The organism is Halorientalis persicus, from assembly GCF_900110215.1.
Taxonomy (GTDB): Archaea; Halobacteriota; Halobacteria; order Halobacteriales; family Haloarculaceae; genus Halorientalis; species Halorientalis persica.
Genome location: NZ_FOCX01000001.1, coordinates 220,302 through 246,570 on the forward strand (window position 1 = coordinate 220,302; position 26,269 = coordinate 246,570).

At 66.2% G+C, this 26,269-nt stretch carries 32 protein-coding genes, 1 tRNA gene and 1 pseudogene; 9 read left to right on the forward strand and 25 right to left on the reverse strand.

Features of this window, described 5'->3' with window-relative positions:
- Positions 1–2 precede the first annotated feature (2 nt).
- From BMX17_RS01265 to BMX17_RS01360, 21 genes and pseudogenes are all read right to left on the reverse strand, one after another.
- Positions 3–452: a 50S ribosomal protein L19e gene (locus tag BMX17_RS01265; RefSeq protein WP_092656823.1), complete on the reverse strand. Its 450-nt coding sequence runs from the start codon at positions 450–452 to the stop codon at positions 3–5.
- A complete protein-coding gene (locus tag BMX17_RS01270; protein ID WP_342027682.1) occupies positions 449–1,126 on the reverse strand; it encodes a 50S ribosomal protein L32e in 678 nt (225 codons plus the stop codon). The genes BMX17_RS01265 and BMX17_RS01270 overlap by 4 nt, the downstream gene beginning before the upstream one ends.
- A gap of 108 nt (positions 1,127–1,234) precedes the next feature.
- Positions 1,235–1,384: pseudogene (locus tag BMX17_RS27690) on the reverse strand (helix-hairpin-helix domain-containing protein); the annotation flags it as partial.
- The gene (locus BMX17_RS01275; protein WP_092656827.1) at positions 1,384–1,920 is read right to left on the reverse strand and encodes a 50S ribosomal protein L6; all 537 of its coding nucleotides are present in this window, start codon (positions 1,918–1,920) and stop codon (positions 1,384–1,386) included. The gene BMX17_RS01275 and the pseudogene BMX17_RS27690, both read right to left, overlap by 1 nt.
- Before the next feature lie 2 nt (positions 1,921–1,922).
- Positions 1,923–2,315: a 30S ribosomal protein S8 gene (locus tag BMX17_RS01280; RefSeq protein WP_092656830.1), complete on the reverse strand. Its 393-nt coding sequence runs from the start codon at positions 2,313–2,315 to the stop codon at positions 1,923–1,925.
- Complete coding sequence (locus BMX17_RS01285; protein WP_092656832.1) at positions 2,312–2,527, reverse strand: 30S ribosomal protein S14; 216 nt, start codon at positions 2,525–2,527, stop codon at positions 2,312–2,314. Before BMX17_RS01285 ends, BMX17_RS01280 begins: the two co-directional genes overlap by 4 nt.
- A complete protein-coding gene (locus BMX17_RS01290; protein ID WP_092656834.1) occupies positions 2,524–3,057 on the reverse strand; it encodes a 50S ribosomal protein L5 in 534 nt (177 codons plus the stop codon). The genes BMX17_RS01285 and BMX17_RS01290 overlap by 4 nt, the downstream gene beginning before the upstream one ends.
- On the reverse strand, positions 3,054–3,758 hold the full coding sequence (locus BMX17_RS01295; protein ID WP_092656836.1) for a 30S ribosomal protein S4e: 705 nt from the start codon (positions 3,756–3,758) through the stop codon (positions 3,054–3,056). The genes BMX17_RS01290 and BMX17_RS01295 overlap by 4 nt, the downstream gene beginning before the upstream one ends.
- On the reverse strand, positions 3,755–4,117 hold the full coding sequence (gene rplX, locus BMX17_RS01300; protein ID WP_092656838.1) for a 50S ribosomal protein L24: 363 nt from the start codon (positions 4,115–4,117) through the stop codon (positions 3,755–3,757). The genes BMX17_RS01295 and rplX overlap by 4 nt, the downstream gene beginning before the upstream one ends.
- A gap of 1 nt (position 4,118) precedes the next feature.
- On the reverse strand, positions 4,119–4,517 hold the full coding sequence (locus BMX17_RS01305) for a 50S ribosomal protein L14 (RefSeq protein ID WP_092656840.1): 399 nt from the start codon (positions 4,515–4,517) through the stop codon (positions 4,119–4,121).
- Positions 4,517–4,876, reverse strand: coding sequence for a 30S ribosomal protein S17 (locus tag BMX17_RS01310; RefSeq protein ID WP_092656842.1), 360 nt, complete (start codon positions 4,874–4,876; stop codon positions 4,517–4,519). The genes BMX17_RS01305 and BMX17_RS01310 overlap by 1 nt, the downstream gene beginning before the upstream one ends.
- Positions 4,867–5,172: a ribonuclease P protein component 1 gene (locus BMX17_RS01315; protein WP_092656844.1), complete on the reverse strand. Its 306-nt coding sequence runs from the start codon at positions 5,170–5,172 to the stop codon at positions 4,867–4,869. Before BMX17_RS01315 ends, BMX17_RS01310 begins: the two co-directional genes overlap by 10 nt.
- 4 nt (positions 5,173–5,176) lie before the next feature.
- Positions 5,177–5,389 carry a 50S ribosomal protein L29 gene (rpmC, locus tag BMX17_RS01320; protein WP_092656846.1) on the reverse strand — a complete coding sequence of 71 codons (213 nt, stop codon included), beginning with the start codon at positions 5,387–5,389 and terminating at the stop codon, positions 5,177–5,179.
- Complete coding sequence (locus BMX17_RS01325; RefSeq protein WP_092656848.1) at positions 5,386–6,315, reverse strand: 30S ribosomal protein S3; 930 nt, start codon at positions 6,313–6,315, stop codon at positions 5,386–5,388. Before BMX17_RS01325 ends, rpmC begins: the two co-directional genes overlap by 4 nt.
- Positions 6,315–6,776 (reverse strand): 50S ribosomal protein L22, encoded by a 462-nt coding sequence (locus BMX17_RS01330; protein WP_092656850.1) that lies wholly within the window; start codon positions 6,774–6,776, stop codon positions 6,315–6,317. The genes BMX17_RS01325 and BMX17_RS01330 overlap by 1 nt, the downstream gene beginning before the upstream one ends.
- 3 nt (positions 6,777–6,779) lie before the next feature.
- Positions 6,780–7,202 (reverse strand): 30S ribosomal protein S19, encoded by a 423-nt coding sequence (locus BMX17_RS01335; RefSeq protein WP_092656852.1) that lies wholly within the window; start codon positions 7,200–7,202, stop codon positions 6,780–6,782.
- Positions 7,199–7,930 carry a 50S ribosomal protein L2 gene (locus tag BMX17_RS01340; protein WP_092656854.1) on the reverse strand — a complete coding sequence of 244 codons (732 nt, stop codon included), beginning with the start codon at positions 7,928–7,930 and terminating at the stop codon, positions 7,199–7,201. Before BMX17_RS01340 ends, BMX17_RS01335 begins: the two co-directional genes overlap by 4 nt.
- A 2-nt stretch (positions 7,931–7,932) precedes the next feature.
- A complete protein-coding gene (locus tag BMX17_RS01345) occupies positions 7,933–8,187 on the reverse strand; it encodes a 50S ribosomal protein L23 (protein WP_092656856.1) in 255 nt (84 codons plus the stop codon).
- Complete coding sequence (gene rpl4p / locus BMX17_RS01350; protein ID WP_092656857.1) at positions 8,184–8,927, reverse strand: 50S ribosomal protein L4; 744 nt, start codon at positions 8,925–8,927, stop codon at positions 8,184–8,186. Before rpl4p ends, BMX17_RS01345 begins: the two co-directional genes overlap by 4 nt.
- The gene (locus BMX17_RS01355) at positions 8,924–9,940 is read right to left on the reverse strand and encodes a 50S ribosomal protein L3 (protein WP_092656859.1); all 1,017 of its coding nucleotides are present in this window, start codon (positions 9,938–9,940) and stop codon (positions 8,924–8,926) included. Before BMX17_RS01355 ends, rpl4p begins: the two co-directional genes overlap by 4 nt.
- Before the next feature lie 7 nt (positions 9,941–9,947).
- Entirely contained in the window at positions 9,948–10,823 is an 876-nt protein-coding gene (locus BMX17_RS01360) for a putative RNA uridine N3 methyltransferase (RefSeq protein WP_092656862.1), read from the reverse strand.
- Positions 10,824–11,007: 184 nt separating this feature from the next.
- On the opposite strand from BMX17_RS01360, the gene BMX17_RS01365 reads away from it, so the two are divergent.
- The gene (locus tag BMX17_RS01365; RefSeq protein ID WP_092656864.1) at positions 11,008–11,373 is read left to right on the forward strand and encodes a sensory rhodopsin transducer; all 366 of its coding nucleotides are present in this window, start codon (positions 11,008–11,010) and stop codon (positions 11,371–11,373) included.
- A 100-nt stretch (positions 11,374–11,473) separates the two neighbouring features.
- A tRNA-Gly gene (locus BMX17_RS01370) sits at positions 11,474–11,544 on the forward strand.
- Between the two features lie 129 nt (positions 11,545–11,673).
- Here the strand turns inward: BMX17_RS01370 and BMX17_RS01375 are convergent.
- Both BMX17_RS01375 and BMX17_RS01380 read right to left on the reverse strand, forming a co-directional pair.
- Positions 11,674–17,034 (reverse strand): right-handed parallel beta-helix repeat-containing protein, encoded by a 5,361-nt coding sequence (locus BMX17_RS01375; RefSeq protein ID WP_092656866.1) that lies wholly within the window; start codon positions 17,032–17,034, stop codon positions 11,674–11,676.
- A gap of 282 nt (positions 17,035–17,316) precedes the next feature.
- Positions 17,317–17,718 (reverse strand): hypothetical protein, encoded by a 402-nt coding sequence (locus BMX17_RS01380; RefSeq protein WP_092656868.1) that lies wholly within the window; start codon positions 17,716–17,718, stop codon positions 17,317–17,319.
- Between the two features lie 189 nt (positions 17,719–17,907).
- On the opposite strand from BMX17_RS01380, the gene BMX17_RS01385 reads away from it, so the two are divergent.
- The 3 genes from BMX17_RS01385 to BMX17_RS01395 all read left to right on the forward strand — a co-directional run bounded on the left by BMX17_RS01385 (position 17,908) and on the right by BMX17_RS01395 (position 20,424).
- Entirely contained in the window at positions 17,908–18,312 is a 405-nt protein-coding gene (locus BMX17_RS01385) for an SHOCT domain-containing protein (RefSeq protein ID WP_092657124.1), read from the forward strand.
- 88 nt (positions 18,313–18,400) lie between these two features.
- Positions 18,401–19,708 (forward strand): NAD(P)/FAD-dependent oxidoreductase, encoded by a 1,308-nt coding sequence (locus BMX17_RS01390; protein WP_092656870.1) that lies wholly within the window; start codon positions 18,401–18,403, stop codon positions 19,706–19,708.
- Positions 19,709–19,767: 59 nt separating this feature from the next.
- Positions 19,768–20,424, forward strand: a complete 657-nt coding sequence (locus tag BMX17_RS01395; RefSeq protein ID WP_092656872.1) for a hypothetical protein — start codon at positions 19,768–19,770, stop codon at positions 20,422–20,424.
- On the opposite strand, the gene BMX17_RS01400 is transcribed toward BMX17_RS01395, so the two are convergent.
- Positions 20,421–22,088: a methyl-accepting chemotaxis protein gene (locus BMX17_RS01400; RefSeq protein WP_092656874.1), complete on the reverse strand. Its 1,668-nt coding sequence runs from the start codon at positions 22,086–22,088 to the stop codon at positions 20,421–20,423. The genes BMX17_RS01395 and BMX17_RS01400 overlap by 4 nt on opposite strands.
- A gap of 93 nt (positions 22,089–22,181) precedes the next feature.
- Positions 22,182–22,772: a DUF6149 family protein gene (locus BMX17_RS01405; RefSeq protein WP_092656875.1), complete on the reverse strand. Its 591-nt coding sequence runs from the start codon at positions 22,770–22,772 to the stop codon at positions 22,182–22,184.
- Positions 22,773–22,914: 142 nt separating this feature from the next.
- Here BMX17_RS01405 and BMX17_RS01410 point away from each other — a divergent pair, with 142 nt between their 5' ends.
- From BMX17_RS01410 to BMX17_RS01425, 4 genes are all read left to right on the forward strand, one after another.
- On the forward strand, positions 22,915–24,165 hold the full coding sequence (locus BMX17_RS01410) for an NAD(P)/FAD-dependent oxidoreductase (RefSeq protein ID WP_092656877.1): 1,251 nt from the start codon (positions 22,915–22,917) through the stop codon (positions 24,163–24,165).
- Between the two features lie 77 nt (positions 24,166–24,242).
- The gene (locus BMX17_RS01415) at positions 24,243–24,656 is read left to right on the forward strand and encodes a DUF7124 domain-containing protein (protein ID WP_092656879.1); all 414 of its coding nucleotides are present in this window, start codon (positions 24,243–24,245) and stop codon (positions 24,654–24,656) included.
- A 90-nt stretch (positions 24,657–24,746) separates the two neighbouring features.
- Positions 24,747–25,586 carry a DUF7847 domain-containing protein gene (locus BMX17_RS01420; protein ID WP_092656881.1) on the forward strand — a complete coding sequence of 280 codons (840 nt, stop codon included), beginning with the start codon at positions 24,747–24,749 and terminating at the stop codon, positions 25,584–25,586.
- Between the two features lie 51 nt (positions 25,587–25,637).
- On the forward strand, positions 25,638–26,171 hold the full coding sequence (locus tag BMX17_RS01425) for a DUF5815 family protein (RefSeq protein ID WP_092656883.1): 534 nt from the start codon (positions 25,638–25,640) through the stop codon (positions 26,169–26,171).
- Positions 26,172–26,269 lie beyond the last annotated feature (98 nt).

The following is a 26,269-nucleotide window of genomic DNA, read 5'->3' on the forward strand; positions in this document are numbered from 1 at the left end:
TGTCATTCGCCTCCGTACTGGTTGTCGATGTATCGTTCCATGTCGGCGACACTGTCGAACTCGCCACCGCCGGCCTTGTCGTAGAGGTCGCGGTACTCCGAACTCGACAGGTCACCGTCGTCTCGCATCTCGCGGAGCCGCGACCGCTGTGCGCGGATACGGCTCTCCCAGTCCTCCTTGGAGTCCTGGCGGCCGCCGGATTTCCCCTTCCGGGAGCCGGCGTTCTTCTGGTGCCCGTACGCGCGTTTCTCCGCGCGTTCGCGGGCACGACCGCGGGAGTTGCCCTTCGCGTCCTCGGACTGGATCACGCCCTGCTCGATCAGTTCTCGAACGTCCTCGCGGGTGATCGCGTCGGCGATCTCGCCCTGCTCGTCGGGGTCGAACCAGACTTTGTTCTTCCCGACGTCCAGGATGTCCGACGCGAGCCGCTTCTGTGCGCTCAGATCCGTCATTCTTCGACCTCCACTTCGACGTAGGTGGGATTGAGGACGCGCACGCCGCGGTCCTCGGCTTCCTCCTCGATGCGTTCGCGCTTGCGGCCACCGACCTTCGAGGCGATCCGGACCGCCTCGCGGTCGCCGTCGACGCCTTCGAGGTCGTCCACGTTGTGGACGCGAACCTCCTCGAAGCCGCTCGGGTGCTTGCCCCGAACCGCTTTCGGGGTACGGAACCCGGCCTGGACGGTGTCGCCTTTGCCCTTGATGCCGCGGCGCTGCTTCGAGAGCTGGCCGCGCGGGCGACGCCACGAGGTGGGGACTCGCTTTTTCTTGTGGTAGTCCTGCCGGTTGAACTGCGGTTTGCCTTCGTGGCTCCGCTGGTTCAGGAGCCGTTCCTCGTTCTCGCTGAGGTCGGGCGTCTTCTCGGTCAGGCCGCGGGCCTGCAGTTCCGTCTCGACTGCCTCGGTCTCCTCGGGTTCGGGAGACTCGTCTTCGACTTCCGCCTCGGTCTCCTCGCTGACTTCGAGTCCGCCCACGTCGGCCTTGATGCGGGCCGCCAGCGCGTTCCCGATGCCGTCGACCTCCGCGAGGTCGTCCTGGGTCGCACCGCGCACGTCGTCGACCGTCCGGTAGCCCGCGCCTTCCAGCGCGGCCGCCTTCGAGTCGCCGACGCCGCTGATGTCGGTCAGGTCGTCGTAGCTCTCCTGCTCGTCGGCCTCGTCGGCCGCCGAACCGTCGTCTTCGACTTCGGCGTCGGCCTCTTCGTCGACTTCGACGCCGCCGACTTCCGCCTTGATTCGGGCCGCCAGTGCGTTGCCGACTCCCTCGATGTCCGAGAGGTCGTCCTGGCTCGCTTCCGCGAGGTCCTCGGCCGTCTCGTAGCCGGCCCCGCGAAGGGTCGCGGCTTTCTCCTCGTCGACACCTGCGATGTCTTCTAGCTCCGTCATCAGGCCTCACCTCGGTTCGGTTTCGCGGTGATGTAGACGCCGTCCTGGAACACCCGGATGTCCTTGTCCTTGACCCGGGTGAGCTGTTCGATGTCGGCGGCAGTCTGGCCCACGGCCTCGATGTCCGAGCCCGACAGGGTCAGTTCCTCGCCGTCGACGCTGACCTCGGTGTCCCCGTGGATGGTGGTCCGCCGGGGCGCTTTCTCACCGAGGAAGTTCTCGATGACGACCTCGTCGTCCTCGACGCGCACCTTCATCGGGAAGTGAGAGTAGAAGACTTCCATCTCGTACTCCCAGCCGTCGGTCACGCCGTGGAACATATTCCTGACGTGACTCTCGAAGGTACCGACCGTCGAGTTCGTCTTGGCGTCGTCCTCGTCGCTCTGGATCACGACGGCCCCGTCGTCGACGGAGACGTCCACGTCGGGGTACCAGAGCCGGCGCGTCACACTGCCGTTGGGACCCTCGACCGTCAGGTCGAGATGGTCCATCTCGGCGCTTACCTCGTCCGGAATTTCGAGTTCTGTGCGTGGCATTGTTAGTAGACGTACGCGATCACCTGGCCACCGATGCCCTGTTCGCGGGCCTCGTAGTGGCTCATGATCCCGTGGCTGGTGGTCACGACGAGTGTCCCGTAGTCCCGAGCGGGGAGGAACCGCTTCTCCCACTTCTCGAACTCGTCAGCGCCCGCCGAGTAGCGGGGCTTGACGGGGCCACACTCGTTGATCGCACCCTTCAGTTCGACCTCGAACTCGCCGGCTTTGCCGTCGTCGACGAAGCTGAACCCGTCGATGTACCCGCGGTCGTAGAAGACCTCGAGCACGCTGCCGATCTCGTTCGAGGCGGGCGATACCGTCTGCTCCAGATGTCCGACGCTTTCGGCGTTGTTCAGACCCGAAAGGGCGCTGGACAGCGGATCGTTGCCTGTCATGAGTATTTCTTGAAGCCCATGCCGCGTGCGATCTCGCGGAAGCACTGGCGACAGAGGTAGATGTCGTACTTGCCGACCAGTCCCTGCTCGCGACCACACCGCTGGCAAGAGCGGAGTTGCTCCGTGCGTTTCGCCGTCTGTTCGCCGGTGGGGTCACGGACCTCCTCGGTCTCCTCGCCCTCGGCGTCGGCTTCCGTTTCACTTTCGCTCATTCGTTGACCTCCACGTCGTAAGCCGCCTCGACGTACGCGACCGCGTCGTCGGGGTTGAGTCGGTGGTTCGACGGGATCGACCGCGAGGCCTTGTCACGCTTTGCGACCCGGTAGCCCGGGCGCACCATGTTGACCGTGACGTCCAGCCCGTAGATCCCGATGTTCGGGTCGTACTCCTGGCTCGGGAAGTCCGTGTGTTCCTCGACACCGAAACTGAAGTTGCCGGTGTCGTCGAACTGGGACGCCGAGAGGTCGACCAGCGGGATCGCCGTCTGGAGGAACTCGTCTGCCTCCTCGTCGCGAAGGGTGACCTTCGCGCCGATGGGGTCGCCCTGACGGATGTTGAACTCGCCGACGGTCTCCTTGGCCGTGGTCCGGACCGGCTGCTGGTCCGTGATCTCGGCGAGGATGTCCTCGCCGTTGGCCAGTTCGCGACCACCCTGCCCGACGCCCATGTGGACGACGACCTTCTCGATGCGCGGTTCGCGCATCTCGTGGAAGTCGCCACCGGACTCAGTCTCGGAGCTCATTCGTCATCACCCGTGAAGTTCTCGTCGATCACGACGACGTACTCCTCGACGGTCTCGAAACCGTCGCCGTCGTCCTGTTCGACGATGACGTTGTTCTCGGAACTGCCCGGCGTGATCTGGATCTCCTCGATCCGACCGATGTCACCGGCGTGTGCGCCGGCGACCGCCGTGACGAGTTCGCCTTCCTGGTAGGGGAAGTGGGCGACGATCTCGTCGTCGTCGTTGGCGACGACGATGGAGTCGTTGCCGCCGTACTCGCTGTCCTCGTCGACGGTCAGCGTCTGGCCGTCGTGCAGGGTCAGCTGTACCTCCCCACCGGGGATGTGCTGTTTGTTGACGATCTTGCCCAGCTTCGAGCCCGCCGACTCCTCGTCGATGGGCGTCAGAGCGAGCCGTCCGCCCTTGCCGGGGAAGACGCGGTAATACTCCTCGCGCTCGGTAAAGGCCAGGATGTCGAACATCCCGACCGGCCGTTCCTCGTCGGAGACCGCCTTGCCGTTGATCAGGACATTGTCCTGGTTGAGGGCGTAGCGGGCCTCCTTCCGGGAGTCGGCGTACTCGAGTACGTCCCGCAGGACGATCAGCAGAGGGACCCCTGCCTCGCCGTGCGGACCGGCATCTGCCTTCACGGTGAACGTCTCGGTCTTGCGCTCGACCGGCCAACTCTTGGGAACGGAGAGTCGTTTCTGATGTTTCGTCATGCGCTATCCGCCTCCGATTCGAGTCGCGCCTGCCGCCGGTCGTCGTCGAGATTGAGTGCCGTCACGCGGAGGTTCGACGCGTCCAGCGGACGGGGGACTTCCTCCCCGTCGGCCTTCTCTAGCGTCACGTCCTCGACGTGGACGACCTGATCGGTCAGGTCCACGGCGACGACTTCGGCTTCCTCGCCGGCGTGGTCGCCACGCAGGACCTCGACCGTGTCGCCCTCGTTGACGCGGACGTTTCGCTGGTCGTACTCCTCGCGGAGGTCGTCGGCCAGCGTCGACCGCACCTGCGAGTGGCGCTCGTGCAGCGGCGCGCGCTCGGTCTGGGTTCGCTGTTTGTGTGGTTGTCGTGTCATACTAGACGATCATTGTCGCTGTGCTCGCGATGGAGCCGAACCGTTCGGCGACCTCGCGAGCGATGGGACCCTTGATCTCGGTCCCGCGGGGTTCCTCGTTCTCGTCGATGATGACCGCCGCGTTGTCCTCGAACTTCACGCGCGTGCCGTCCGGCCGCCGGATCGGCTTGCGCTGGCGGACGATCACCGCTTCGAGCACCTGGCGACGCATCTCCGGCGTCCCCTTGGTGACCGAGACGGTGATCTTGTCACCGAGGCCCGCCTTCGGGTGGCGGTTGATCGTCCCGGAGTAGCCCGAGATGCTCACCACCTTCAGCTGGCGTGCGCCCGTGTTGTCGGCACACGTGATCAGCGAGCCCTTCTCGAGGCCCTGGGTGACGTCGGCACCGAGTGCCTCCATCAGTCGCCACCTCCAGCTGCCGCCACCTCGGTGGCGTCCGCCGAAGCCACGCGTTCCACGACGACGTGGCTTTTCGTCTTCGAGAGCGGTCGTGTCTCTGCGATACGGACCGTGTCGCCCACTTCCAGGTCCACGCACGGGGGTGCGTGAGCCGGGACGCGCGACCGACGCTTCATGAATCGGTCGTACTTGGGCACCTTCACGTCGTACTCGCGTTCGACGATCACGGTCTTGTCCATGTCCGTGGAGGCGACCTCCCCTTCGAGCGTCTGCCCACGCACACTGAGTGTGCCGTGGAACGGGCAGTTCTCGTCGGAGCAGGCCTCCTCCGGCCGTTCTACGTTAAGTCCTAGCGCCATTTCGAATCACCTGTTCGTTCCGTGCGCCGCGCAGGCCGCGCGACCAACTGTTCACCCTCGACGGTGACGACCTGCGTGTCGCCATCGTCCAGCGTGAACTCGAACGTCGCGTCAGCCTTCGGCACCTGCCACACCCGCCGCTCACCGTTCGCGCTCCCCTCCACGGAGAGCGTCCGCGTCGTCTCCATGACGACCTCGCCGGCGATGCCGACCAGGTCGGGGTTGGACGCGGCGACCACCCGAACCGGGCGGCCGATGAGTTCGTGTCGCGTGAGCGTCGCGGGTGTCAGTGGCATCAGTCTATTCCTCGTCCAGATCGCCTTCTTCCCGGCGAATCGTCTTCAGCCGGGCGATGGCTTTCCGGATCTCTTTGATCTCGCCTGGGTTCTCCGGGCGACCACCCGCGGCCTGGACGGCCTGGGTGTTCAGCAGTTCCGTCTCCAGATCCTCCAGTTCCGCTTCCCGTTCGGGAGGCGTCATGTCGCGGATCTCGTCGGGGTGCAGGATCGTCATTCGTCGTCACCCTCTTCGACGTCTTCGTCTTCCATCTCGTCCATCAGTTCCTCGGCTTCCGCCTCGGTCTCCTCGTCGACTTCCGACTCGATGGCGTCGTCGAGTTCGTCGATGTCGACGTCGTCGGGTTCCTCGTCTGGAACCTCGACGTCTTCCTCGACGATCTCCTCGTCGACGACTTCCTCGACTGCTTCCTCGTCGGCTTCGTCGGCCTCCTCCGGCGGAGCCCCGGTTTCGGGCTCTGCCTCGGCCTCGCCTTCCTCGGGCTCGCCTTCCAGCAGTTCCTCGACGCTCTCGCCCTCGACGTCTTCGACGTAGTCCTCGACGTCCGCGTCCTCGTAGATGCGGAAGTCGTCGGGGAGCTGGGCGTTCGGCGGGATGATCTTCACGTCCACGCCGATCGTGCCGAGTTTCATGACTGCCGTACCCTGCCCGTGGTCGACGATCTCCTCTGCGGGCTCACCGTTGTGCTTGATGTAGCCACGGTTGAACTTCTCCACGCGTGAGCGTGCGCCCGTGACTTTGCCCGAGAGGACGATTTCGGCCCCGAGTGCGCCGGCTTCCATGATCCGGTCGATCGTGGTGTGACCGGCCTTCCGGAAGTACCAGCCGCGTTCGAGGGCGTTGGCCAGGCGGTCGGCGACGATCCGGGCGTTCAGGTCCGGCTCCTCGACCTCCTGGACGTCGATCTGGGGGTCTTCGAGGTTGAACCGATCTTCGAGTTCGGTCGTGACCTTCCGGATGTTCTTCCCGCCCTTGCCGATGACCATGCCGGGCTTTTCGGCCTTGAGGACGATCTGGGTCCCCATCGGCGTCTTGGCGACGTCCATGCCGCCGTAGCCCGCACGGCCCAGCTCGTCGGCGAAGAACTCGTCGATCTGGGTCCGCTGGAGGCCGTCCTCGATGAACTGGTGTTCGTCAGCCATCAGGCATCACCCTCCTGGAGGATCAGTTCGACGTCGACTTCCGGGGAGTTCCACTCCGTGGCCCGCCCCATCGCGCGGGGCTTGCGGCCGCGGGTCTCGCCGACCTTGTGGGCGGCGACGTGGATGATCTCCATGGTCTCACCGTCGTATCCCTGGTGGTCGGCGTTGCCGACCGCGTTCTCGAGCAGGTCGAGGAAAGCCTCGCTGGCCTTCTCCGGGAAGCGACCGGCGTCCCAGCCGTCGATGTCGTTGCGGTGACCGACGCCCGAGTTGTGAGATTTGAAGGGCACCGACTGCTCTTCGTTGACGACCGCTTCGAGGTACTCCTCGGCCTCGCCGGCGGTCATCCCCTTGATCTCGCGGGCGATGGCCTTGCTGTGCTTGTGGCTCATCTGCCGTTCCCGAAGCATGGCTTTCGCCGTGGTGTCCGGGTCCGGGTCGATTGAGTAGCTGATTCCCATGTGTTACTTGAGTGGCACGAACTTGGAGGATCGGGTCGCCCCGATCCCGGCCTGTCCGTGCTCGACGGATGTCCGTGTGAGCTGGAACTCGCCGAGGTAGTGGCCCAGCATCTCGGGCTCTATCTCGACGCGCTCGAAGCTCTGGCCGTTGTGGACGGCGAACGTGAGTCCGATCATCTCCGGCAGGATCGGCATATCCCGGAGGTGGGTGCGGATCGGATCGTTCGCGGTCTCCTCCTCACCGGCCTCGCGGGCCTCCTCGAGCAGCTGTTCTTTCTCGTAGGACAGGCCGCGCTGGATGCTTCGCCGCTGGCGTGCGGGGAGCAGTTCCGCGACCTCGTCGATGTCCATGTCCTGCAACTCCTCGAGACTGTGACCACGGTAGGAGAACTCTCCCTCGTGGCCGATCTGGTACTCCGAACTCATTCAGAACCACCCTTCCCGCCGCGGCCGGTCTTCCGGGAGCTAATGTCCCCGACCTTCCGGCCCGGCGGCGCGTTCCGCGAGATGGACTTGGGCTTGCCGGGGTGCTGGCGACCGCCACCACCGAACGGGTGGTCGACGGCGTTCATCGCCACACCGCGGACGTTCGGCCACTTCGTCCCTCGCGCTTTCATCTTGTGGTACTTGTTGCCCGCTTTGACGTGGGGCTTCTCGGTCCGGCCGCCACCGGCGACGACCCCGATGGTCGCCCGGCAGTCCGGATCGAGCCGCTTGATCTCCCCCGACGGGAGCTTCACCACCGCGACCGAGCGGTCGTGGGTCATCAGGTTGGCGGAGACGCCCGACGCACGGGCGAACTTCCCACCGTCACCGGGGTTGGCCTCGACGTTACAGACCGGGACCCCTTCCGGGATCTCGGCCAGGGGCATCGTGTTGCCCGGCTCGATAGCCGCGGAGATCCCGACCTGGATCTGATCGCCCAGGCCGATCCCTTCCGGCGCGAGCACGAGGCGCTGATCGCCGTCCTCGAACTCGACGGCCGCGACCGGCGCGCTGCGGGCCGGGTCGTGTTCGATGTCGACGACCGTGCCCGAGACGACGTCGGCGTCTTCGACCGTTCGGTGCGACAGGTCCGCCTTGTAGCGGTGCGACGGGGCCCGGAACGTCGGACCACCGCGACCGCGTCGTTGTCCCTGAATTCGTCGTCCCATGGTCAGAACACCCCGATCCGGGAGGCGATCTCTTCGGCGTCGTCCTCCTCGGAGAGCGTCACCGTCGCCTTCTTCTCGCCTTTCATCGTGACCATCGTGTTCACGTCGACGATCGACACGTCGAACTGCCCTTCGATGGCCTCGGCGATTTCGTCTTTCCCCGCGCCGGAATCGACGATGAACTGGAGCTTGTTCTCGAAGTCCATCTTGTTCATCGCCTTCTCCGTGACGTGGGGGTACCGGAGGACCGAACTCATCGTTCGGCCACCTCCTCGAGCGCGCTCTCGGTCCAGACGGTGAGCCGGCCGGGCTGGCCGCCGGGCGCGAGGTCTTCCGCGTTGACCTCCCGACCGGTCGTCACGTCCGCGCCCGCGAGGTTGCGGGCGGCACGCGAAGGCTCCTCGCTGGTGACGAACAGAATCGAGGACGGCCGACGGTACTTCCGGCCGCGGGTCTTCCCCTGACCGGCCTTGATCTTCGTCTCGTCGGCGCGCTCGATGTCGTCTTCGAGGCCCAGCGCCTCCAGCACGTCGACGACTTCCTGGGTCTTCTGGAGGTCCTCGAACTCGTCTGAGACGACCAGGGGCAGGTCGACGCTGTCGTCGAACTCGTGCCCGCGCTCGCGAACGGTCTCCTCGTCGGTCGTGGCCGCGACGGCCGACCGGACGGCGAGCTTGCGCTCCTTGTCGTTGATGTCTTGCGTGCGATCCTTCTCGGACTTCGGCGGGTGGGCCCGACGGCCGCTGACGGCCTGGGGCACGCGACGTGCCTTGCCACCCTCACGGGGGACGTGAGCCATACCGCGGCCGGAGCCGAAGGACTCGGCCGGCGTTCGCAGGCCGGCGTACTCGTCACTGCCGTAGTCCTGTTTCCGGTTTGCCTGGGCGGCCAGCACCGCCGACCGGATCAGGTCCGGTCGGAGCTGCGTGTCGAAGACCTCGGGGAGTTCGGCCTCCCCGTCTTCGTCGCCGTCCAGGGTGTGTACTGTCGCGTTCATCCTTGGTTACTCTCCTGAGACACGTAGCGCACCTCGGGATCGAGGCGCGGCTGGTCGTTCGGTCGGACCGCCGGGCGGAAGCGCAGGAGGCGCTTGTCCGGCCCCGGCAGCGAGCCCTTCACCAGCGCGTACGGCCCGTCGACCTCGCCGTAGTTGACGAAACCGCCGTCGACGGAGGGTTCGTCGCCCTCGCCCACGTCGATGAGCCGCTTGTTCAGCTCGGTCCGCTGGTGGTAGCCCATCTGCCCCTGCTGGGGGACGGTCGAGCGCACACGCGAGGGGTTCCACGGGCCGAGGTTACCGATCCGGCGCCGCCAGCCCTGGCGCTTGTGCTTGCCTTTCCGCTTTTGAACGCCCCAGCGCTTGACGGGACCTTGCGTCCCTTTGCCTTTCGTGACGCCGGAGGCGTCCATGTACTCGCCGGCGCGGAACACGTCGTTCATGGCGTGTTCCCCGCCGTCGTCGACGAGGTCGAGCGCGAACTCGAGGCGGTCGGAAAGGGAGCCACCGCCGACGCGAGTCTCCATCACGTCGGGCTTTTTCTTGGGGACGCTGGGAACGGCGTCGGGGACCGAGTGCGTGATGACACGCACGTCCGCGAGGTCTCCGTTCTCCAGCGCGGTCTGTACTTCGTCGCGCGCGCCCTCGGCGTCGTGCTCGTCGGGCAGGTCCAGGGTCCGGTCGAGTTCCGGGTGGAACTCGTCGGTCCAGACCTCCGTGAGCGGTCGCTTGCCGTAGGGCGTGTCTTCGTAGGCTCGCACGGCGACGGCGCGCATCGGCGGCGTCTCGACGACGGTAACGGGCACCGTCTCCTCCATCCCCTCGCGCGGGGAGTCGGGCTCGTCGTTGATCAAAACGACGTGTGTCATGCCGGCCTTGTATCCGGCGAAGCCCTGGAGGCCCGGCTGTCCCTCGTCGTCGGGCCAGGTGTTGAAGCGCGGCACTTCACTGCCCGACCGCTTACGCGGGCCAAAGCCCAGCGAGCCTTTGCGTGGTCTGCTTGGTTGTGGCATTCGTTGGTCACTCCGTGAGTGAGAGGCAGGTGAGCACGGCGAACATCGCTTCTTCCGTTCGCACGACCTCGCTGCCTTGATTCGGAACCGCGTTCAACCAGAGGTCGAACCGGGACCCATCCGGTTCGTCCGCGGGTAGATCCGTCCGTTCTCGCTCGGTCTCTTCACCGCCCTCGTCGCCGCCCGGTGGGGCGACACCGAGTATCTCCGGCAGGCCGCGCTCGGGCGCTCCGAACGCGACCGTCATGCCTCGCGGCCCCGTGTCGGCGACGATGTCGCCGAGACGGTCGACACTCAGCTGTTCGCCGTGCCGTGATGTGGCAAGGCGGACGCCGGCGTCGTCACGCGAGAGCTCCGTCGAGAGGTCCGACGCCTCGACGACGAATCCCGGTGGGGACTCGTCGACGAACTTGGCGCGGACCGGCCGTCGCGAAGAGACCCTGATGGATACGCGCTCCCCCTCGGCCACGCCCTCGTCGGGCATGGGGAGGGAGATCGGGTGTTGCAGTCCGCAATTGACCCGAACGCGTCCGTCAGATCCGACCTCGGTCACGATTCCCTGTCTTAACGACCCCGAATCGTCCGATCCGGAGCCGGTCCGTGAGGCGACGCGGAGCGGCGGCAGGACGCCCGCGTACTCTAATTCGTCCCGCTTGCCCCACGCCTCCTTTCGGAGGTACGGCGGCGTCGCGGCGTACCGCAGCACGGTTTCGACGAACCCGTCACCCCACCGGCCTTCGGCCCCGGAATCGGGGAAGACGACCAGACGATCGACCCGGAACACCGCCGCCGCGCGGGCGACGTAACCGAGTTTGCGAGTGGCCTCGCGTTTGTCCTCGGCTTCCCGGGTCAGCGATGACGGCACGAGTACGCTGACTGTCATGCCGTGACGCTTCCACGCCACGCCACTAGACTGTGCCGAATCTACTCTACTGCCAGGTTAAAAAGACCCCGCTTCGCGTGCGCGTTGAGTCGCGTTCACACGGGTCAGCGTTCAAGCAGGTTCGGGCCGAGCAGCGCGCCACACGCGCGACCACTTATGATGTCGGACGTGGAACCGCTATCCCATGATCGGACGCACCCAGTGGGCCATTCCGGAGGGGTACATTCCCGAGACAAGCCACGGGCCGCTCGAACTGGAGAGCCACGAGACGATCTGCCTGCTGAACGCGACCGACGACGACGCCCACGTCGAGGTGACGGTGTACTTCGAGGACCGCGAGCCTGTCGGCCCCTACGAGGTGACCGTGCCCGCCGAACGGACGACACACGTCCAGTTCAACGAGTTCGAAGCGCCCGAGATCCCCCGAGGAGTGGCCTTCGCCAGCGTGATCGAGTCGGACCGGCCCGTCGTCTGTCAGCACACCCGACTGGACTCCCGGCAGGCCGAGAACGCGCTGTTGTCGACCGTGGCGTATCCGGGTGACGCGTAGGTCGCGTTCGGGACGGACTGGCACGCCGGCCGGCGGTTTCGAACCGATTCGGAAGCCTTATACCTTCCACCATGATTACTGTGTGATGTAGCGAAGTAGCGCGCTGGTGGTGTAGTGGTATCACAGGACCCTGCCACGGTCCTAACCCGAGTTCAAATCTCGGCCAGCGCATTTCTGTCGAGCGCAAATTCGTGAGCGACCGCTGTGTGGTCGCTCACATCGGCGCGAGACGAGATCGTTCAGAGGGGCGAGAATCCAGTCGCGGTCGCTCGCCCGGACCGTGAGCGGGGCCGACCCCCGCTATCGCTGTCGGGCGCGTCGTCGGGCGACGAGAGCCACGAGTAGCGCGAGCGACGCGACCATTGCGGTGAAGCCGAATCCTGGGCCAGTCGCATCGGTTGTCGTGGTCGCTGAGTCTGTCGTCCCGGGGTCCGGCGCGGGGTCGGCCGCGGGTGCGGACTCGGTGACCGGGACCGGGGTCGGTTCGGTGGTCGGTGTCTCGGGCGCCGTCTGGGGTGGCGCCACGATCGCGAGCGTCGAGTTCACGCCGTCGACGGCGAAGGTAGTGCGGTCCCGGTCGTCCCGAACGACGCGTACAGACAGCGACTGCCACTCGTCTGTGGCCGGGACGTATCGGAGCGCCCGGACGTCGCTGGGAGCGACGCCCGCATCCGTCAGTTCGGCACGCGACACGCCGACTCGCACCGACGCCTCGGTGTCGGATTCGGGGAGGGCGACCTGGACGAACGCGAGCATCGTCCCGTCGGGAATCCGCGCGCCGGCGGGGGGCCCCGACCGCTCGGCGACGCTGACGACACCGGACTGGCCGGGAACGCTGACGGATTCGACGGAGCCGTTCTCGAAGGCGGCGGTGTCACCGTCGAACTGCGCCGTCGAGGTCGACTCGGCCGGTTCCTCCAGGACGGTCACAGACCCGAGATCCGTCCCGCCCACCCCGAGGTCGTAGGCGCCGGGCTCGGTAACGTTGTGCCTGAACTGGAGGGTCGTCTCGTCGTTCGGCGCGATTTCACCGGCCCGGGTGGCGTCCGTCGCCGCACCGTCGACCGAGAGCGACAGGTCGTACTCGCCGGCTTTGCCGCCCGTGTTTCGGACGGTCGCGGTGACCGTCAACGGCTCGCCGGCCGCGACGACCCGCGACTGGACCGCCGCATCGACGGTGATCTCGGGCCTGACTAGGTTCCCCGAGCTGACGCCGGATCCGCCCCCGACCGATCCGCTGGACCCGCCGTTCCCGCTGGAACCGCCGTTCCCGCCGTCGTTATCGCTCTCGTCTCCCTCACTCTCGTCGTCGTCCTCCTCTTCTCCCTCACTCTCGTCGTCGTCCTCCTCTTCTTCCTCACTCTCGTCGTCCTCGCCGTCGACGACGGTCGACAGTGACGCGGTCGCCTCGTTGCCGTTGGTGTCGGAGGCGGTCAGCACGAGGTCGTACTCGCCAGGAGCGAGCGGCGCGCCGGTCCCGTTCGTCCCGTTCCACTCGATCGGGAGCGTGCTGTCGAAGGCGGCCGTCACGTCGCGTTCGAGGACTGTCGCGTTGCTTCCGTTGCGCACGGCCAGCGTCGCGCTGGCCGGGTTCTCGTCGGCGAGGGCGACCGAGATCGTCGTCGGCGCCGTCTCGTTGACCGGCCCGGCACCGCGTGCGGATTCGAACTGTTCGATCCGCGGCGGCGACTGGTCGGTCAGGTTCGCGGTGATCGTCAGGTCCCGCGGGGAGTCGACGGTCAGCGACCGGCCGTACACTCGCCCGTCGAAGCGGCTTTCGTTCGGCAGTAGCACCGTCACGGTGACGTTCCCCGTGACTTCGATTCCCGGCCTCCTGGTGGCCTCGGGAACGAACAGCCCGTCGTCGGTGGTCGCGTTCGGGAAGATGACCGACGCCCGGGCACCGGTCGGACTGGTGTGTTGCACTTTCAGGGAAGCGTTCTCGACCGGATCGCCGGCTTCGGTCACGACGGTCACGTCGAGCGGGTGAGCGTCCGGGAGTGTCGCGCTACCGAGGTCCTCGTCCCCGGTCGGCGTGAAGTGGGTCAAACCGTACAGGTCCGGCGACCCGTCCCTGGGGAACACGGCGGCGTCGTCCGGGACCGTCCCGTTGCGCTGTGGGAAGGTCGCGGGATGGGCCTGATAGTAGGAAATCTCCCGTGGGCTCCCGGGGGCCGTCGTGATCTCGAAGCCGCCGTCGCTCCCGGTGATGACCTCGTCCTCGAGTCCGATGAGCCGACAGACGGTGCCGTACCAGTCGTTGACGACGACCGGACTCCGGCTCCGCGTCGCGTCGGCTACGGTGATGGTGGCGCCCGCAGCCGGATCCCCGTCAGCTTCGCGAACGGAGCCGGTCACGTCGACCGTCGCGACGGTCGTGTTGGCGTCCGCTGACGGCGTCTCGGTCTCCCGGTTGCCAGCGGTGTCGACTGCAGTACACATGAACCGGTAGGACTCGCCGAGTTCGCCACTGAACGTGGTAGTACGGTTCTCGACACCGACTCTGGCGGCCTGCCACGTCTCCCCGCCGTCAGACGAGACGAAGATCGTCACGTAGTCGATCTCGCCGACGGGATCGGTGCCCGTCCACGACAGCGTCAGGTTCTCCGGGCTCCGGGCCGGGAGCGGGTCGACCCGGCAACTCGGGGCCGCCGTGTCGATGACGTTGACCGTCTCGTCGGTCGTGAGGCTACTCACCTCGTCGAACCGGATCGTGGCGTCGTTCTCGATGCGAGTGCCGTCGGCCAGCCCCGGCTTGGGGTCGGCCGACAGGAGGACCGTGCCCGTCTCGTTCGGTTCGAGGTCGGTGTTTTGCAGGTGCCACTCGACGGTCCGCCCGTCGAGGGTGGCCGTGTGCCGTTCGACGACGGTGTCGGTTCGGGTCACCGTCTCGTTCCCGAGGGTGACGTTCCGGGTGCGGGTCTGGCTCCCGTTGTACAGTGTCGCGGGCTGACTGTCGTTCAGCGCGACGCGCTCCCGGTCAGCGGTGAACACCTCGACCGACGAGAGATCGAGCGTGTCGGGGAGTTCATCGGTGATCGTGACGTTCGTCGCCGTCGCGTTGCCGACGTTCTCGAAGTGGACGACGTACGGCAGCGTGGTGTTGGGCGTGACGTACTTCTTTGCCCCCACGATCTTCTCGTTGGGATCGCTCGACGTGTCGACCTGGTTCTCGTCGGGCGCACAGGGCGGCGTCAGGTGTCGGTCCCCACGGAGGTTCTTGGTCTGTTGTAGTTTCTCGCACTTCTGGTATCTGGCCTTGCAGGCTTCTTTCACGAGGTCCTTGCAGCTCTGGACCGCGTCGAGTTCGTGGGACGCGATACACTCCGAGATGCTTCCCGTCACGCAGTCCTGCACCTTCGAGGCCTGCGCGAGCGCACCGACCTCGTCGTCACACTTCCGCGTACCCACCCGCCGACAGCGCCTGTAGCGGGTGTCGCAGGGGGTGTCGTCGCTGGCGCAGGCCTCGCCGGTGACGGTCATGCCGTCTGGAAGCCCGTCGTCCAGCCGCGCCTGGTATGTGAGCAGGTGACTCTCACCGGGCTGGAGATCTGAGAGGTTCCACCGGATCGTGGTCCGCGTGAGGTCGTCGTCGAAGCCCGCCGCCGTCCCGTTGTACGTGGTCGTGGTGTTCAGCGAGTCCGGATCGGGATTGGACTCGGCGTAGGTGAACCACGGTTCGAGGTACTCCTCGATGGAGAGGTTCGTCGCGACGGTCTGGCCGGTGTTGGTGAGACGGATGAGATACAGTTGTTTGCGCCCGGGCACCGCGCGGCCGCCTTCCTTCTCGATCTGGAGCTTTGCGGACGGAATCGTCGCAGTCACGCGTTTCGTGTACGTTCTGTTGGCCGTCGCGTTCTCGCTGTCGGTCACCCGGACCGTGAAGGTGAAGTTTCCGACTTCGCCCACGGTTCCATTGAGGACACCGTCGTCGTGGAGTTCCAGTCCCCGCGGTAGCGACCCGTTCACGACTGCGAACGACTCGACGGCTCCACCGGACTGGATGTCGATCCGAGTAGACGTGAAATCCCCGAGTTTCGAGCGGGGCAGCGTGTCCGTGACGATGACCGGACCCGCGGTCCCGAAGGGGACGGTCGGCGGGGCCGTCAACCACGGATCGAACCGGACGTTCGCCGTGCTCTGCGTGGAGCCGTTCTTCGAGACGCTGTCGCCCGTTCCGTTGGCGACCGCGCCCGTCACGGGGTCGGTCAGGTTCACGCCGCTGGCACTCGACGGCCCGCTCGGGTCGCCCCACCAGTTGTTCCTCGCGCTCACCGGGTCACCGTCGTCCTGTCTGTAGTTGATACCCGGGTTCCCGTTGCCCCTGATGATGTTGTGGGTCACCCGCAGCGTCGGGACGGAATCCCACAGGAAGTGGAGCCCCCACTCGCTGTTGTTGACGATGCCATTGCGCTCGATAGTCCCGGAGGCGGTGCTGGTCTCGACGCTGACGCCACGGGTGTTGTTCCGGAAGCGGTTCCCGACCGCGTGCAATTCCGGCACGTCACCCTGCAGTTTCAGCCCGTTGTCGGTGCTGTTCGCGACATCGTTCTCCCTGACCGTGACGTTGCGAGCGCCGTTGACGACGACACCGGAACTGCCGCTGCCGAGGACCGTGTTGTTCCGGGCGACCCCCTCGGAGGCATCACCGTTGATGCTGGCACGGAAGTTGATGCCGTGGCTCCCGCTGTCGACGATCCTGTTGTCCTCGACCAGCGTGGAAGGCACTCGCGGGTAGATGCCGACGCGATAGCTGTCGACGACCGTGTTGTCCCGGATGGTGTTGTTGCCGCTCCCGTAGCCCTGGAGCAAGATGCCGTGGTTGTTCGAGACGACGGTGTTGTTGGCGATCAGTCCGCCTTCGGAGTTGCCGAGTTTCATCCCGTTGCCGCTGTTGTGGCTGACGTTGTTGGCCGTGATCGTCAGACCCGTGAGCGGCCCGTCGGACTGGATTCCGTGGTCGTTCCCGACGATCGTGTTGTTCAGGACCGTGGTGTTGTCGCCGTCACCCACGAACACGCCCTGGTAGCTGTTGTCTCTGATCGTCGACTGCGAGACGGTGGCGTTTTTCGTCTGTCGCAGTTCGAGCCCGCGTCCGGGCTGCTTCCGGACGGTCGTTCGCTCGATAGTCGCGTTCGTGCCGCCGCGGATTCGGAGTCCCCACCCGGTCTGGGTGCCGCCGACGTTGAACCCGTCGCGCACGACCAAATCCAGCACAGTCGCGTTGTCGACGCTATCGAACTCGACCGGTTGCGACCAGTTGGCGACGCCGACGTTTCGCACGGTCACGTTGGCTAGCTGGTCGGGATTGAACCCCCTGGGCGAGGACGTGCCCCGCACGAGGATCGGATGCCCGTGGGCACCGCCGTCGACTGCGCCTTTCAGCGTGTACCCGTTCCCGTCCAGCGTCACGTCACTGGCGTTGATGAAGATGCACTCTTCGGTCGCGTCAGCCGTGATGTTCGCGCCCAGTTCGTACGTGCCCGACTCGTTGATCTGCCGACAGTCGGTAACCGTCGCGCCCGACGAGTCGTCCGTCGGCGCGTTGCCCGCCGACGCGTCGATGCCAGTCGCCGCCGAGCCACCGACGACCGCCGTCAACCCGACGGTGGCAACGACCGCCAGGACGAGGATCGCCCTGCCGGAGGATCGCCCCGTCATCGTCCTGTCTCTCCGTCATCGTGTCGGCAACCGAATGCCCCGGACAGCTCTCTGAAACCCTCGTTCGTTGGCCGTTCCACCCTCATTTCAACCGCGACCCCACGATCATGTATACTAGACAATGTATAATTGAATAGCAAATAGTCTTTGAATCAAACAGTATTTGATAGCGATGGGTTCGGCGTGAAAAAAGAGAGCGACGAATCGAGGGGCGTCCGACGGTTCACGGAATCGTGGGCAGAAAAAGCGGCGTCGACCGGGCGGCGAGCAGGTACCGTGGTCTCAGGGTTCGTTTTCGGCTTCGGATCCTTCGCCGTGCTCGCGCTCGTCGGATTCGGTCTCGATCTGGACGGTCGTACTCTCCGAGGGGGGCTCCCCGCCGCGCCGCCCGCCCTCGCCGATGTCGACGGGGAGGCGCTCCCGGAGGTCGCTGGCGATGGACTCGACCCGGTGGCGGACGGTCTGGATCTGTTCTTCGAAGGCCTCGGCGTTGCGGGTGACGTGGTGGACGCGGTCGCGCGGAATCTGGTGCATCAGATCGTTGCCGTCCTCGTCGGTGCCCGTCTTGACCATCCAGTGGTCGCGCGCGTAGACAAGGTCCTCGTTGTCGACGGTCTCGGTGACCGTCCCCGACTCGGGGTCGTCGTAGATGATCGTGGCCTGACCGAGTTCCAGTTCGTTCATGTTCCATGGTACCACGCGCGGACGTATAGCCGCTGTGTCAGGGGATCAGTCACGGCGATCGGACAGGTCACGGCGACCACATTCGTACGGGGCGTGACCGGCCAGGGTTTGGTTCCGAAGGTTTCGGTCCCGATCGGCTTTCGAGACACAACCACAATCGGAGTAAAGGTGGGTGACGTACTATCGACCATGAGTCGAACGACGACGCGGCTCGCGAGAGTCGCACTGGCGATCGGTGTCGCACTGGCACTGGTAGCCGCGACTGGTGGGGTCGCGGCGGGTCACTCCGGCGACGACGGGATGCACCACCACGACGGGTGGATGGGGAGCCACGCCGGTGGCGGGATGTGGGGCGGCTTCGGCTGGCTCTGGATGCTCGGTGGCCTGCTCGTCGTGTTCGGCGTGCCGGCGATAGCGCTGTACGCGCTGACGACGCGGGACAGCGGTAGCGGCGGGGCCGAGGGCGACGACGCGCTCACGACCCTGCGCCGGCGGTACGCCGCGGGCGAGATCGACGAGGAGGAGTTCGAGCGGCGCGAGGGCGACCTGCGGGAGACCTCGGACTGGGCGAGCGGGGAGCGAAGCGACCCGTGAGCGGGCCGAAGGCCCGCGGCCGCGACTCGCCGGCGGGGAGTAGGCGGCGAAGGCAACGCAAATATGCCCGCCGGGCGGAGCGGGGTACATGATCGGTGTCGTCGGCGGTGGGGTGGCTGGACTGGCCGCGGCCCACCGACTCCAGCAGGCCGGCCACGAGGTACAGGTGTTCGAGGCGAGCGACGACGTGGGCGGGCTCGCGGCCGTCTACGAGACCGCCGGCGACTCCATCGAGAAGTTCTACCACCACCTCTCGAAATCCGAGGAGACCATCGTCGAGGTGGCCGACGACCTGGGCCTGGGCGACCGGATCGAGTGGCGGATCGGGAAGAACGCCTACTACGTCGACGGCGTCGTCCACCCGCTGGACACGGCCTGGGAGATCCTGGCCTACCCGCACCTCTCTTTGTACGACAAGTTCCGGCTGGCGATGCTCACGATGGAGGTCGACGTGCGCGGCGGCGTCCCCTCGTTCGACACCTACGACGACCTCGAAGCCTTCGAGGACGTACCCATCACGGAGTTCCTGCTCGACCACACCTCCCGGAGCGTCTACGAGAACTTCTGGGAGCCGCTGCTTTCGGCCAAGTTCGGCTCCCGGAAGGAGGACGTGAGCGCCGCGTGGCTGCTGGGCCGAGTCAAGTTCCGCGGCGAGCGGGACCTCCTGCGCGGCGAGATCCTCGGCTACCTCGACGGCGGCTTCGCACCCTTCCTCGACGCGCTGGTCGAGGCCGTGGGGCGCGAGAACGTCACCACTGGCGCGCGCGTGACCGACCTCGCGACCGGCGACGGGCGCGTCGAGTCGCTGACCGTCGAGACCGACGGGGCGACCGAGCGCCACGACGTGGACGGCGTGGTCGTCGCGGCGATGCCCGACGTGCTGGAGGCGCTGACGGGCTACCCCTGCGAGATCGACTTCCAGGGCACGGTCTGTTCGGTCTGGAGCATGGACGAGTCACTGACCGACACCTACTGGCTGAACATCGCCGACGAGGCCCCCTTCGGCGTGTTCATCGAACACACCAACTTCGTCCCGGCGGAACGCTACGGCGGCGAACACCTCTACTACACTGCCAGCTACGTCCAGGACCTCGACGAGGACCTGTGGCAAATGGACGACGCGGCGGTCGAACAGCTGTGGCAGGACGGCATCGCCGACCTGTTCCCCCAGTTCGATCCCGACAGCGTGAACTGGGTGGAGACGGCCCGAAATCCCCGGACTGCGCCGGTCTACGAACGCGGGTATCTCGACATGGTGATCCCCTACGACCTCTCGGCGGCGGTCGCCGAGGGCGTCACATACGCCGGCATGGCCAGCCGCGCCCAGTACCCCGAGCGCAGTCTCAACGGCGCTATCGAGGCCGGGTTCGCTGCGGCCGACGCGCTGTCGGAGTGAGTGAAACCGCCGTTTGACTCTCCAGAAGACAGGTTATCGGCGGCGCCCTCGGGTCCGATATGAAACGCCGCACGATGCTGACCGCGCTCGGCACGGCGACGGTGGCGACCGCGGGCTGTCTCGACCGATCGGGAGACGGATCGACGCCGACCGACACGGACGGGCCAGGGAGCACCGACCGAACGGAGACGCCGGCCGGAACGGCCGACGAAAGTCGGACCCCGACGGCACCCTCCGGGCGGTTCGACGGGGCGGACTGTCCCGCGTTCAGCGACAGCGTCGACAGGACGGTCTGTTTCCACGCGCTCGGGAACGGGTCGGCCGAGGTGTGGATCGAACCCGACCGCGAACTGTTCGAGCCGACGACCGACGACGACACCGTGGAGACGATCACGTTCACGTTGTGCAACGAGTCGGGCGAATCGTTCGGGTTGAACCCCTACGCCTGGGCGATAAAACGACGGACGGCCGACGGCTGGGAACACGTCGCGCCCGAGGAGCACGTCGAACCCTGGACGACCGTCGACGACGGCGGGACGTACACCTGGCGGCTGAGTGTCGAGACCCATCCGTCACCGGACCGTGACGATCACATGACACTGGTCGAAGCCCTCGAATCGGGGGTCTACGCGTTCGCGATCGCGGGATCGCTGGGCGGGGAAACGAGTGGAACGACCTGGGTCGAGTGTGTCGCACTCTTCGAGGTCGACCGCTAGTCTTCCAGCGTCGCGTCGATAGTGGCCCCGGAACCACCCTTCGAGACCCGCATCCCGTCGAGCAGGGTCGAGAGCTGGTCGGCTTCCGTCGAGAGTTGCTGGATCGTCTCGGTCACCTCGCGGGTGGCGGCGGTCTGCTCCTCCGCCGAGGCCGAGACGGACTGGGCTTCGTCGGCGGTCTCGTCGCTGATCGCGGCCACGGAGTCGATCATGGCGACGACCTCCTGGGTCGTCGAGGCCTGGCGATCGGTCGCGTCGTCGATCTCCTGGACCCCGGCGTTGACGTCTTCGATGGTCGCGACGACCGATTCGAGTTTTGCCATGGCGTCCTCGATGGTGTCGGCCCCGCTCTCGACGCTGTCTTCCATGTCGTCCATCTCGTCGGTCGCGGCGGCGGCCTGCTCGCGCATCTCCGCGATCACCGACTCGACCTCGTCGGTCGCCTCCTGGGTCTCTTCGGCGAGGTCTTTCACCTCGTTGGCGACGACGGCGAACCCCTCACCGGCCTCGCCGGCGCGAGCGGCCTCGATGGAGGCGTTCAGCGCCAGCGTGTTGGTCTGTTCGGCGATCCCGTCGATCAGGTCGACGATCTCGTCGATCTGCTCGATGCGCTGATCGAGCGTCTCCACCTCCGTGGCGGCCGAAGCGGCGTTCTCCCGAATGGAGGCGATCTCCTCGCCCGCCTGCTCGGAGGCGTTACGCGCTTGCTCTCCGGTGTCGGCCGCGTCCGCGGCGGTTCCGGCCACCTCGGTCGCCGAGGAGGCGATCTCCTCGATGGTCGCCGAGAGGTCGTTCATCCGCTCTGAGGCATCGGTGACCTGCTCGCGCTGGTCCTCGGCGCCACTGGCGATCTCCTCCATCGAGCCGCTCACCTCGTCGCTGGCGCGGCGGATCTCCTGGCCGCTGGCGGCGGCGTCCTCGCTGACGCTCGCGACGGTGTCGGCGAACTCGCTTGCCTCCGCGACGGTCTCGGCCAGCGAGTCGAGCATCTCGTTGAACGCCTCGGCGATGTCGCGCATCGACTCGTTGTCGGCGTCCGTGTCCAGCCGGCGGGTCAGGTCACCGTCGGCCACGGCGTGCATGACCTCACTGTACTCCTGGGCACGGGTGCGGAGCTGGTCGGCGACGGCTTCGGCCTCCTGTTTGGCGGCCTCGGCCTCGGCGCGAGCCTCCTCGGCGCGTTCCTGCTGGCGCTGAGCCTGTTCTTTGGCCTCTTTGGCCTCCGTGATGCGCTGGTCTAAGTCGGTGGCCGTCTGCTCCAAGCCGCGATAGACCCCTTCGATCTCGTCGGGTCGCTGTTCCCCGATGACGAAGTCGTACTCCTCACGACCGATGGCGTCTGTCGCCGCGTCGAGTTGCTGGATGATGACGTACATCTCACCGTAGATGAACCCACCGACGAAAAACGTGAAAAACAGGATCGTCGCGACCATCACGAGCGACTCGACCACGAAGTACGCGACCAGGATCGGGAACAGCGTCGCGATGGTCGCGTGAGCCCATAGCTGGCGGTTGAGGGTCCGCTTCAGGACACCAGGCGTGTACTGTTTCGCGCGGAGTGAAACGGCCGACTGCAGGAACCACAGCGCGTCCGTCCACGATCGTGCCGGCGAGATAATATGACGGTCGGAACTTTCTTTTTCACCCGGTGACGTGTCGACCATGCCCGAAGTGTAGTGAGAATTGTGTATAACGGTGTGGGCACGATTCTCAGCGCTGAAAACCTAGAGAACCCGCAGCCGCCAGCGCTCGTCGGATCAGCCGTCCGCTTCGGCGTCGACGCCGGGTGCCTCCTCGACGTTTACCTCACCGGGTTCGTCCTGGCCGCCGGCCACGACCTCACCGTCGCCGGTCTCGACGTACACGTCGTCCGCGAAGCCGCCCTCGGCGTGGGGGTGTTCGGGGTCGTCGAGTTTCTCGGGGGTCGAGGGGGCGTCGGCGACGCCGCCCGCGGGACGGAACTCGCCGAGCGGGTCGTCGATGGTGATCCCCCAGCGCTCGAAAAAGTCCGCGTAGCGCTCGTAGTGGTCCTCGAGTTCGTCGCTCGGGAACTCCATCATCTCCGTCCAGCCGTGGTTGTAGAAGTCGAAGTTGGCCTGCACGTGGGTGATCTCGCGGGCCTCGGCCTCGGTGAAGCCGGAATCGAGCGCGGCGACGTAGGTGTCCATCGTCGCGTCGAAGAAGTCGTCGAGGTGGGCGCGCCGGGCCTCGCGGTGGCCCTCCTCGGCCTTGTCGAGGAAGACGCCGGTGTGGAGGTCGACCAGGCGGTCGTTGACCCGCTGGCCGATGACGGGAGCTGTCAGTGCCTTCTTCGCGGCCCAGTGGCGGACGTTCTGACGGATCTTCATCTCGACCCATTCGTAAGGACGGGATATCCTAAAACGTCCCGGGTTCCCGGCGGCGATGGGATCGGACCACGGTGGCGGGGTCGGCGGGCGAAACTCACGCGGATAGCAATGCACATTAGGCCCGGTATGCAAACGACGAGTTATGAGCGCGTCGCACGTGATCATCGGAGACGGTATCGCGGGGAGTTCCGCGGCTGAGACAATCCGGGAACAGGACCCCGATGCCGACATCACGGTCGTCACCGAGGAGGGTGAGGCGCTGTACAACCGGATTCTCATCAAGGAGTTCGCCAAAGGGAAACTACCCGAAGCCCCCATCTCGATCCACGAGGAAGACTGGTACGCCGAACGGGACATCGACCTCGAACTCAACACGGTCGTGACCGGTGTCGACACCGACGAGAAGGTCGTCACCACCCACGACAGCGGCGAGATCGAGTACGACAAACTCCTGCTGGCGACCGGGGGAACGCCGACCCAGCTCCCCGTGGACAACTCCGACGCCGAGGGAATCCACCACTTCTGGACCTTTCAGGACGCCCGGGCCATCCGCGAGCACGCCGACGAGTCCGACACGGGGATCGTCGTCGGGGCGGGTCTGCTCGGGATCGACCTCGCGGCCATCTGTGCCGCACAGGACATCGACGCCCACTACCTGATGCGGGGCAACCGCTGGTGGCGCTACGCCCTCTCGCTGGAGGGTGCGGAGATCATCCACGACGCGCTCGAAGAGAACGGGGTCACCCCGGTCTTCGACTCCGGTGTGGATCACTTCACGACCGACGACGACGGCGTCGTCACCGGCGCGGTCGATCCCGACGGCGAGGCCTACGGGGGCGAGTTCGTCGGCGTCGCCATCGGCCTGAACTTCAACACGGAGTTCCTCCGGGACACCGACGTCGAACTCGACGACGGCATCGTCGTCGACGAGTATATGCAGACCAACGTCGAGGACGTGTACGCCGCGGGCGACATCACCCGTTTCTACGACACCATCCTCGACGACTACACCCAGAACGGGGCCTGGGGCTCGGCCAAGGAGCAGGGCGCGGTCGCCGGGCAGAACATGGTCGCCGACGAGGCGAGCGAGGCGTTCCGCTGGGTCTCCTCCTACTCGATCACGCACTTCGATTTCCCCTTCCTCTCGTTTGGCCATCCGACGCTTGGCGACGACCACGCCGAACGGAAGTACTCCGACACGGAGTGGCGGCGACTGGCGTTCAAGGACGGCAAGCTCGTGGGCGGGGTCCTCATCGGCGACCTCGCCCCGCAGTCGAAGTACAAACAGCTGATCCGCGAGGAGCGTGAAGTCGCCGACCAGAAGGAGGTCCTGCTCGAACAGGACGTGGATCTGGAGAACCTCGACGCGCCCGCGGCCGCCGAGTCCGAGTGAGCGGATAGGAGGGCCGCCGCGCGTTCGTGAACCCGCGTATCGAAGGCGTTTTCTCCGGGCCGGGCCGACCGTGTGGTATGAACGGTGGCGCGAGCAGCGACATGACCCTTGCGTTCGATCTGAGCGCGCTCAAGGAACTGGCCCATCCGGACTCGGTGTTCAACGACGCGCGCCAGTGGAGCGAGTACGTCGGCGTCGTCTCCGAGAAGCCGACCTACGTCGTGACCAACTTCACGCGCAAACACCGGATCCGCCAGGATTTCTTCTCGGGCCCACGGGGCCGCGAGGAGAGCCTCGACAACGTGAAAGGGCAGTTCGAGACCGAACGGCACGTCTTCGTCGGGACCGACGACGAGGACGAAGCGCTGGCCGAGGCCGTCGGCTGGGAGTTCCTACCGGTCGAAGACGCCGCCGCAGCCGCCGACTGGGAGCTCGGCGAACCGGACACCCCCGACCAGAACGTCGAAGACAGCCGCGACGACTGGCCCTGACCGTCACACAGCCGTCCCGACCGACGGACGACACGCCACCGACCGATCCAGAGCGACACTGTTATCACGTCCTGTTGTGAGCCTGTCATTATGTCCCTGGACATCGAGCAGGCCCTCAGCGACGGAATCGACCGAATACTCACGCAACCGGGCGCGTACCTCGTCGGTGCGTTTCTCGCGCTCGGGTTCGCGAACACCGTCGTCGTACAGTCGTTGATGGATGTCGTAGTCGAGTTCGTCATCGAGGAGTTCGGCCCGCAGATGGCCGAGACGGGAAGTCTGGACCAGTTCCAGAACGAAGTCGGCGTGTTGCCGTTCGCCGTGTCGCTCCCGCCCACACTGCTGGCCGTGGCGTTCGTCGCGCTGGCGTTCGTGGGCGAGGCACTGGGCATCGTCGGGGTGCGCGTGTTCGCCGCGTCCAACCCGAATCGACTGCCCGACGGGCTCACGGACAATCTACCGCTGGCGACCGTGAACGGGTTCCTCGCCGGGATCTTCGTGTTCGTGATCGTCACCGTCGGGTTCGTGGTCGGACTGATCGGCCTCATCATCGGCGGGTTCGTTCTGGCTACGTTCCTCGCCGTGTCGCTGGTCTTCGTCCGGCAGGCGGTGGCGCTCGAAGACGAGAACGCGATCAGCGCCCTGAGCGAGAGCTGGAGTGTCGCCAAGGGGAACCGCTGGTACCTCTTCGGGCTGCTCATCATCCTCGGCGTGATCGGCGGCGTCATCGGCTTCGTCAGCGGTATGATCGGCAGTGTCCTCGGCCCGACAGTGAACGCCCTCGTCAGCGTGGTGGTCGGCGCGGTGATCGGCGTGTTCGGTATCGCGGTGACCACGCGGGCGTACCAGCAACTCCGGACCGGGCAGGCGGCACCCACTGACGTGGAAGAAGAGTACGAGGAGCCCGGGAGCCAGAACGACGTGTACTGAGCCGGTCCCGACCCGCGGCGTTTAACCGAGCGCGAATCCTACCCGTCGGCGATGCCAGAACCGCGCGTACCGGGCGACGGGAGCGACGACCTGGAGCTAGCCTGTGGTGAAGTCGTCGGTCCCCGCGAACTCGACCTCGGCGTCCGGGAGTTCGACTGTGACTGTGGCGACGCCCACGGGGTCGTGATGGACGTCCACCCGCTGGGCCGGTTCGTCCCGGAGTCGATGGCGGACGTGTTGCGCGCCACGGTCGAACCCGCAGACGAGTTCGACGAGTTCACCACCGCCCACCTGATGGGGATGATGATCGAGGAGTTCCCCGGGGAGGTAGCGAGCGCGGACCTCTCGGACGACGGCGACGTGGGCTACAGCGCCATCTGGGTCACGGACTTCGACTCCCGGGAACTCCACGAGGTGGTCGTCGAGTTGCTCGTCGAACTCATGGAACACGCGATGAGTCACGCCGGCGACGACGACGCCATGGCCGAGTTCGAAGAGCAGATGCTCCAGTTCGACGTGAGCGAGTTCGTCGAGACGTACCGGCGCGAGCGGGACTTCGAGTCCGAACACGACCGGGCGGTCTGAGTCGGCGACGACGTGATCGTCCGGGAGACCGCGTCGCGCGCCGCGCCCTGACACGGACCGGCGAGGTTTGCCCGGGTGCACAGCGAATTTAAATCGCG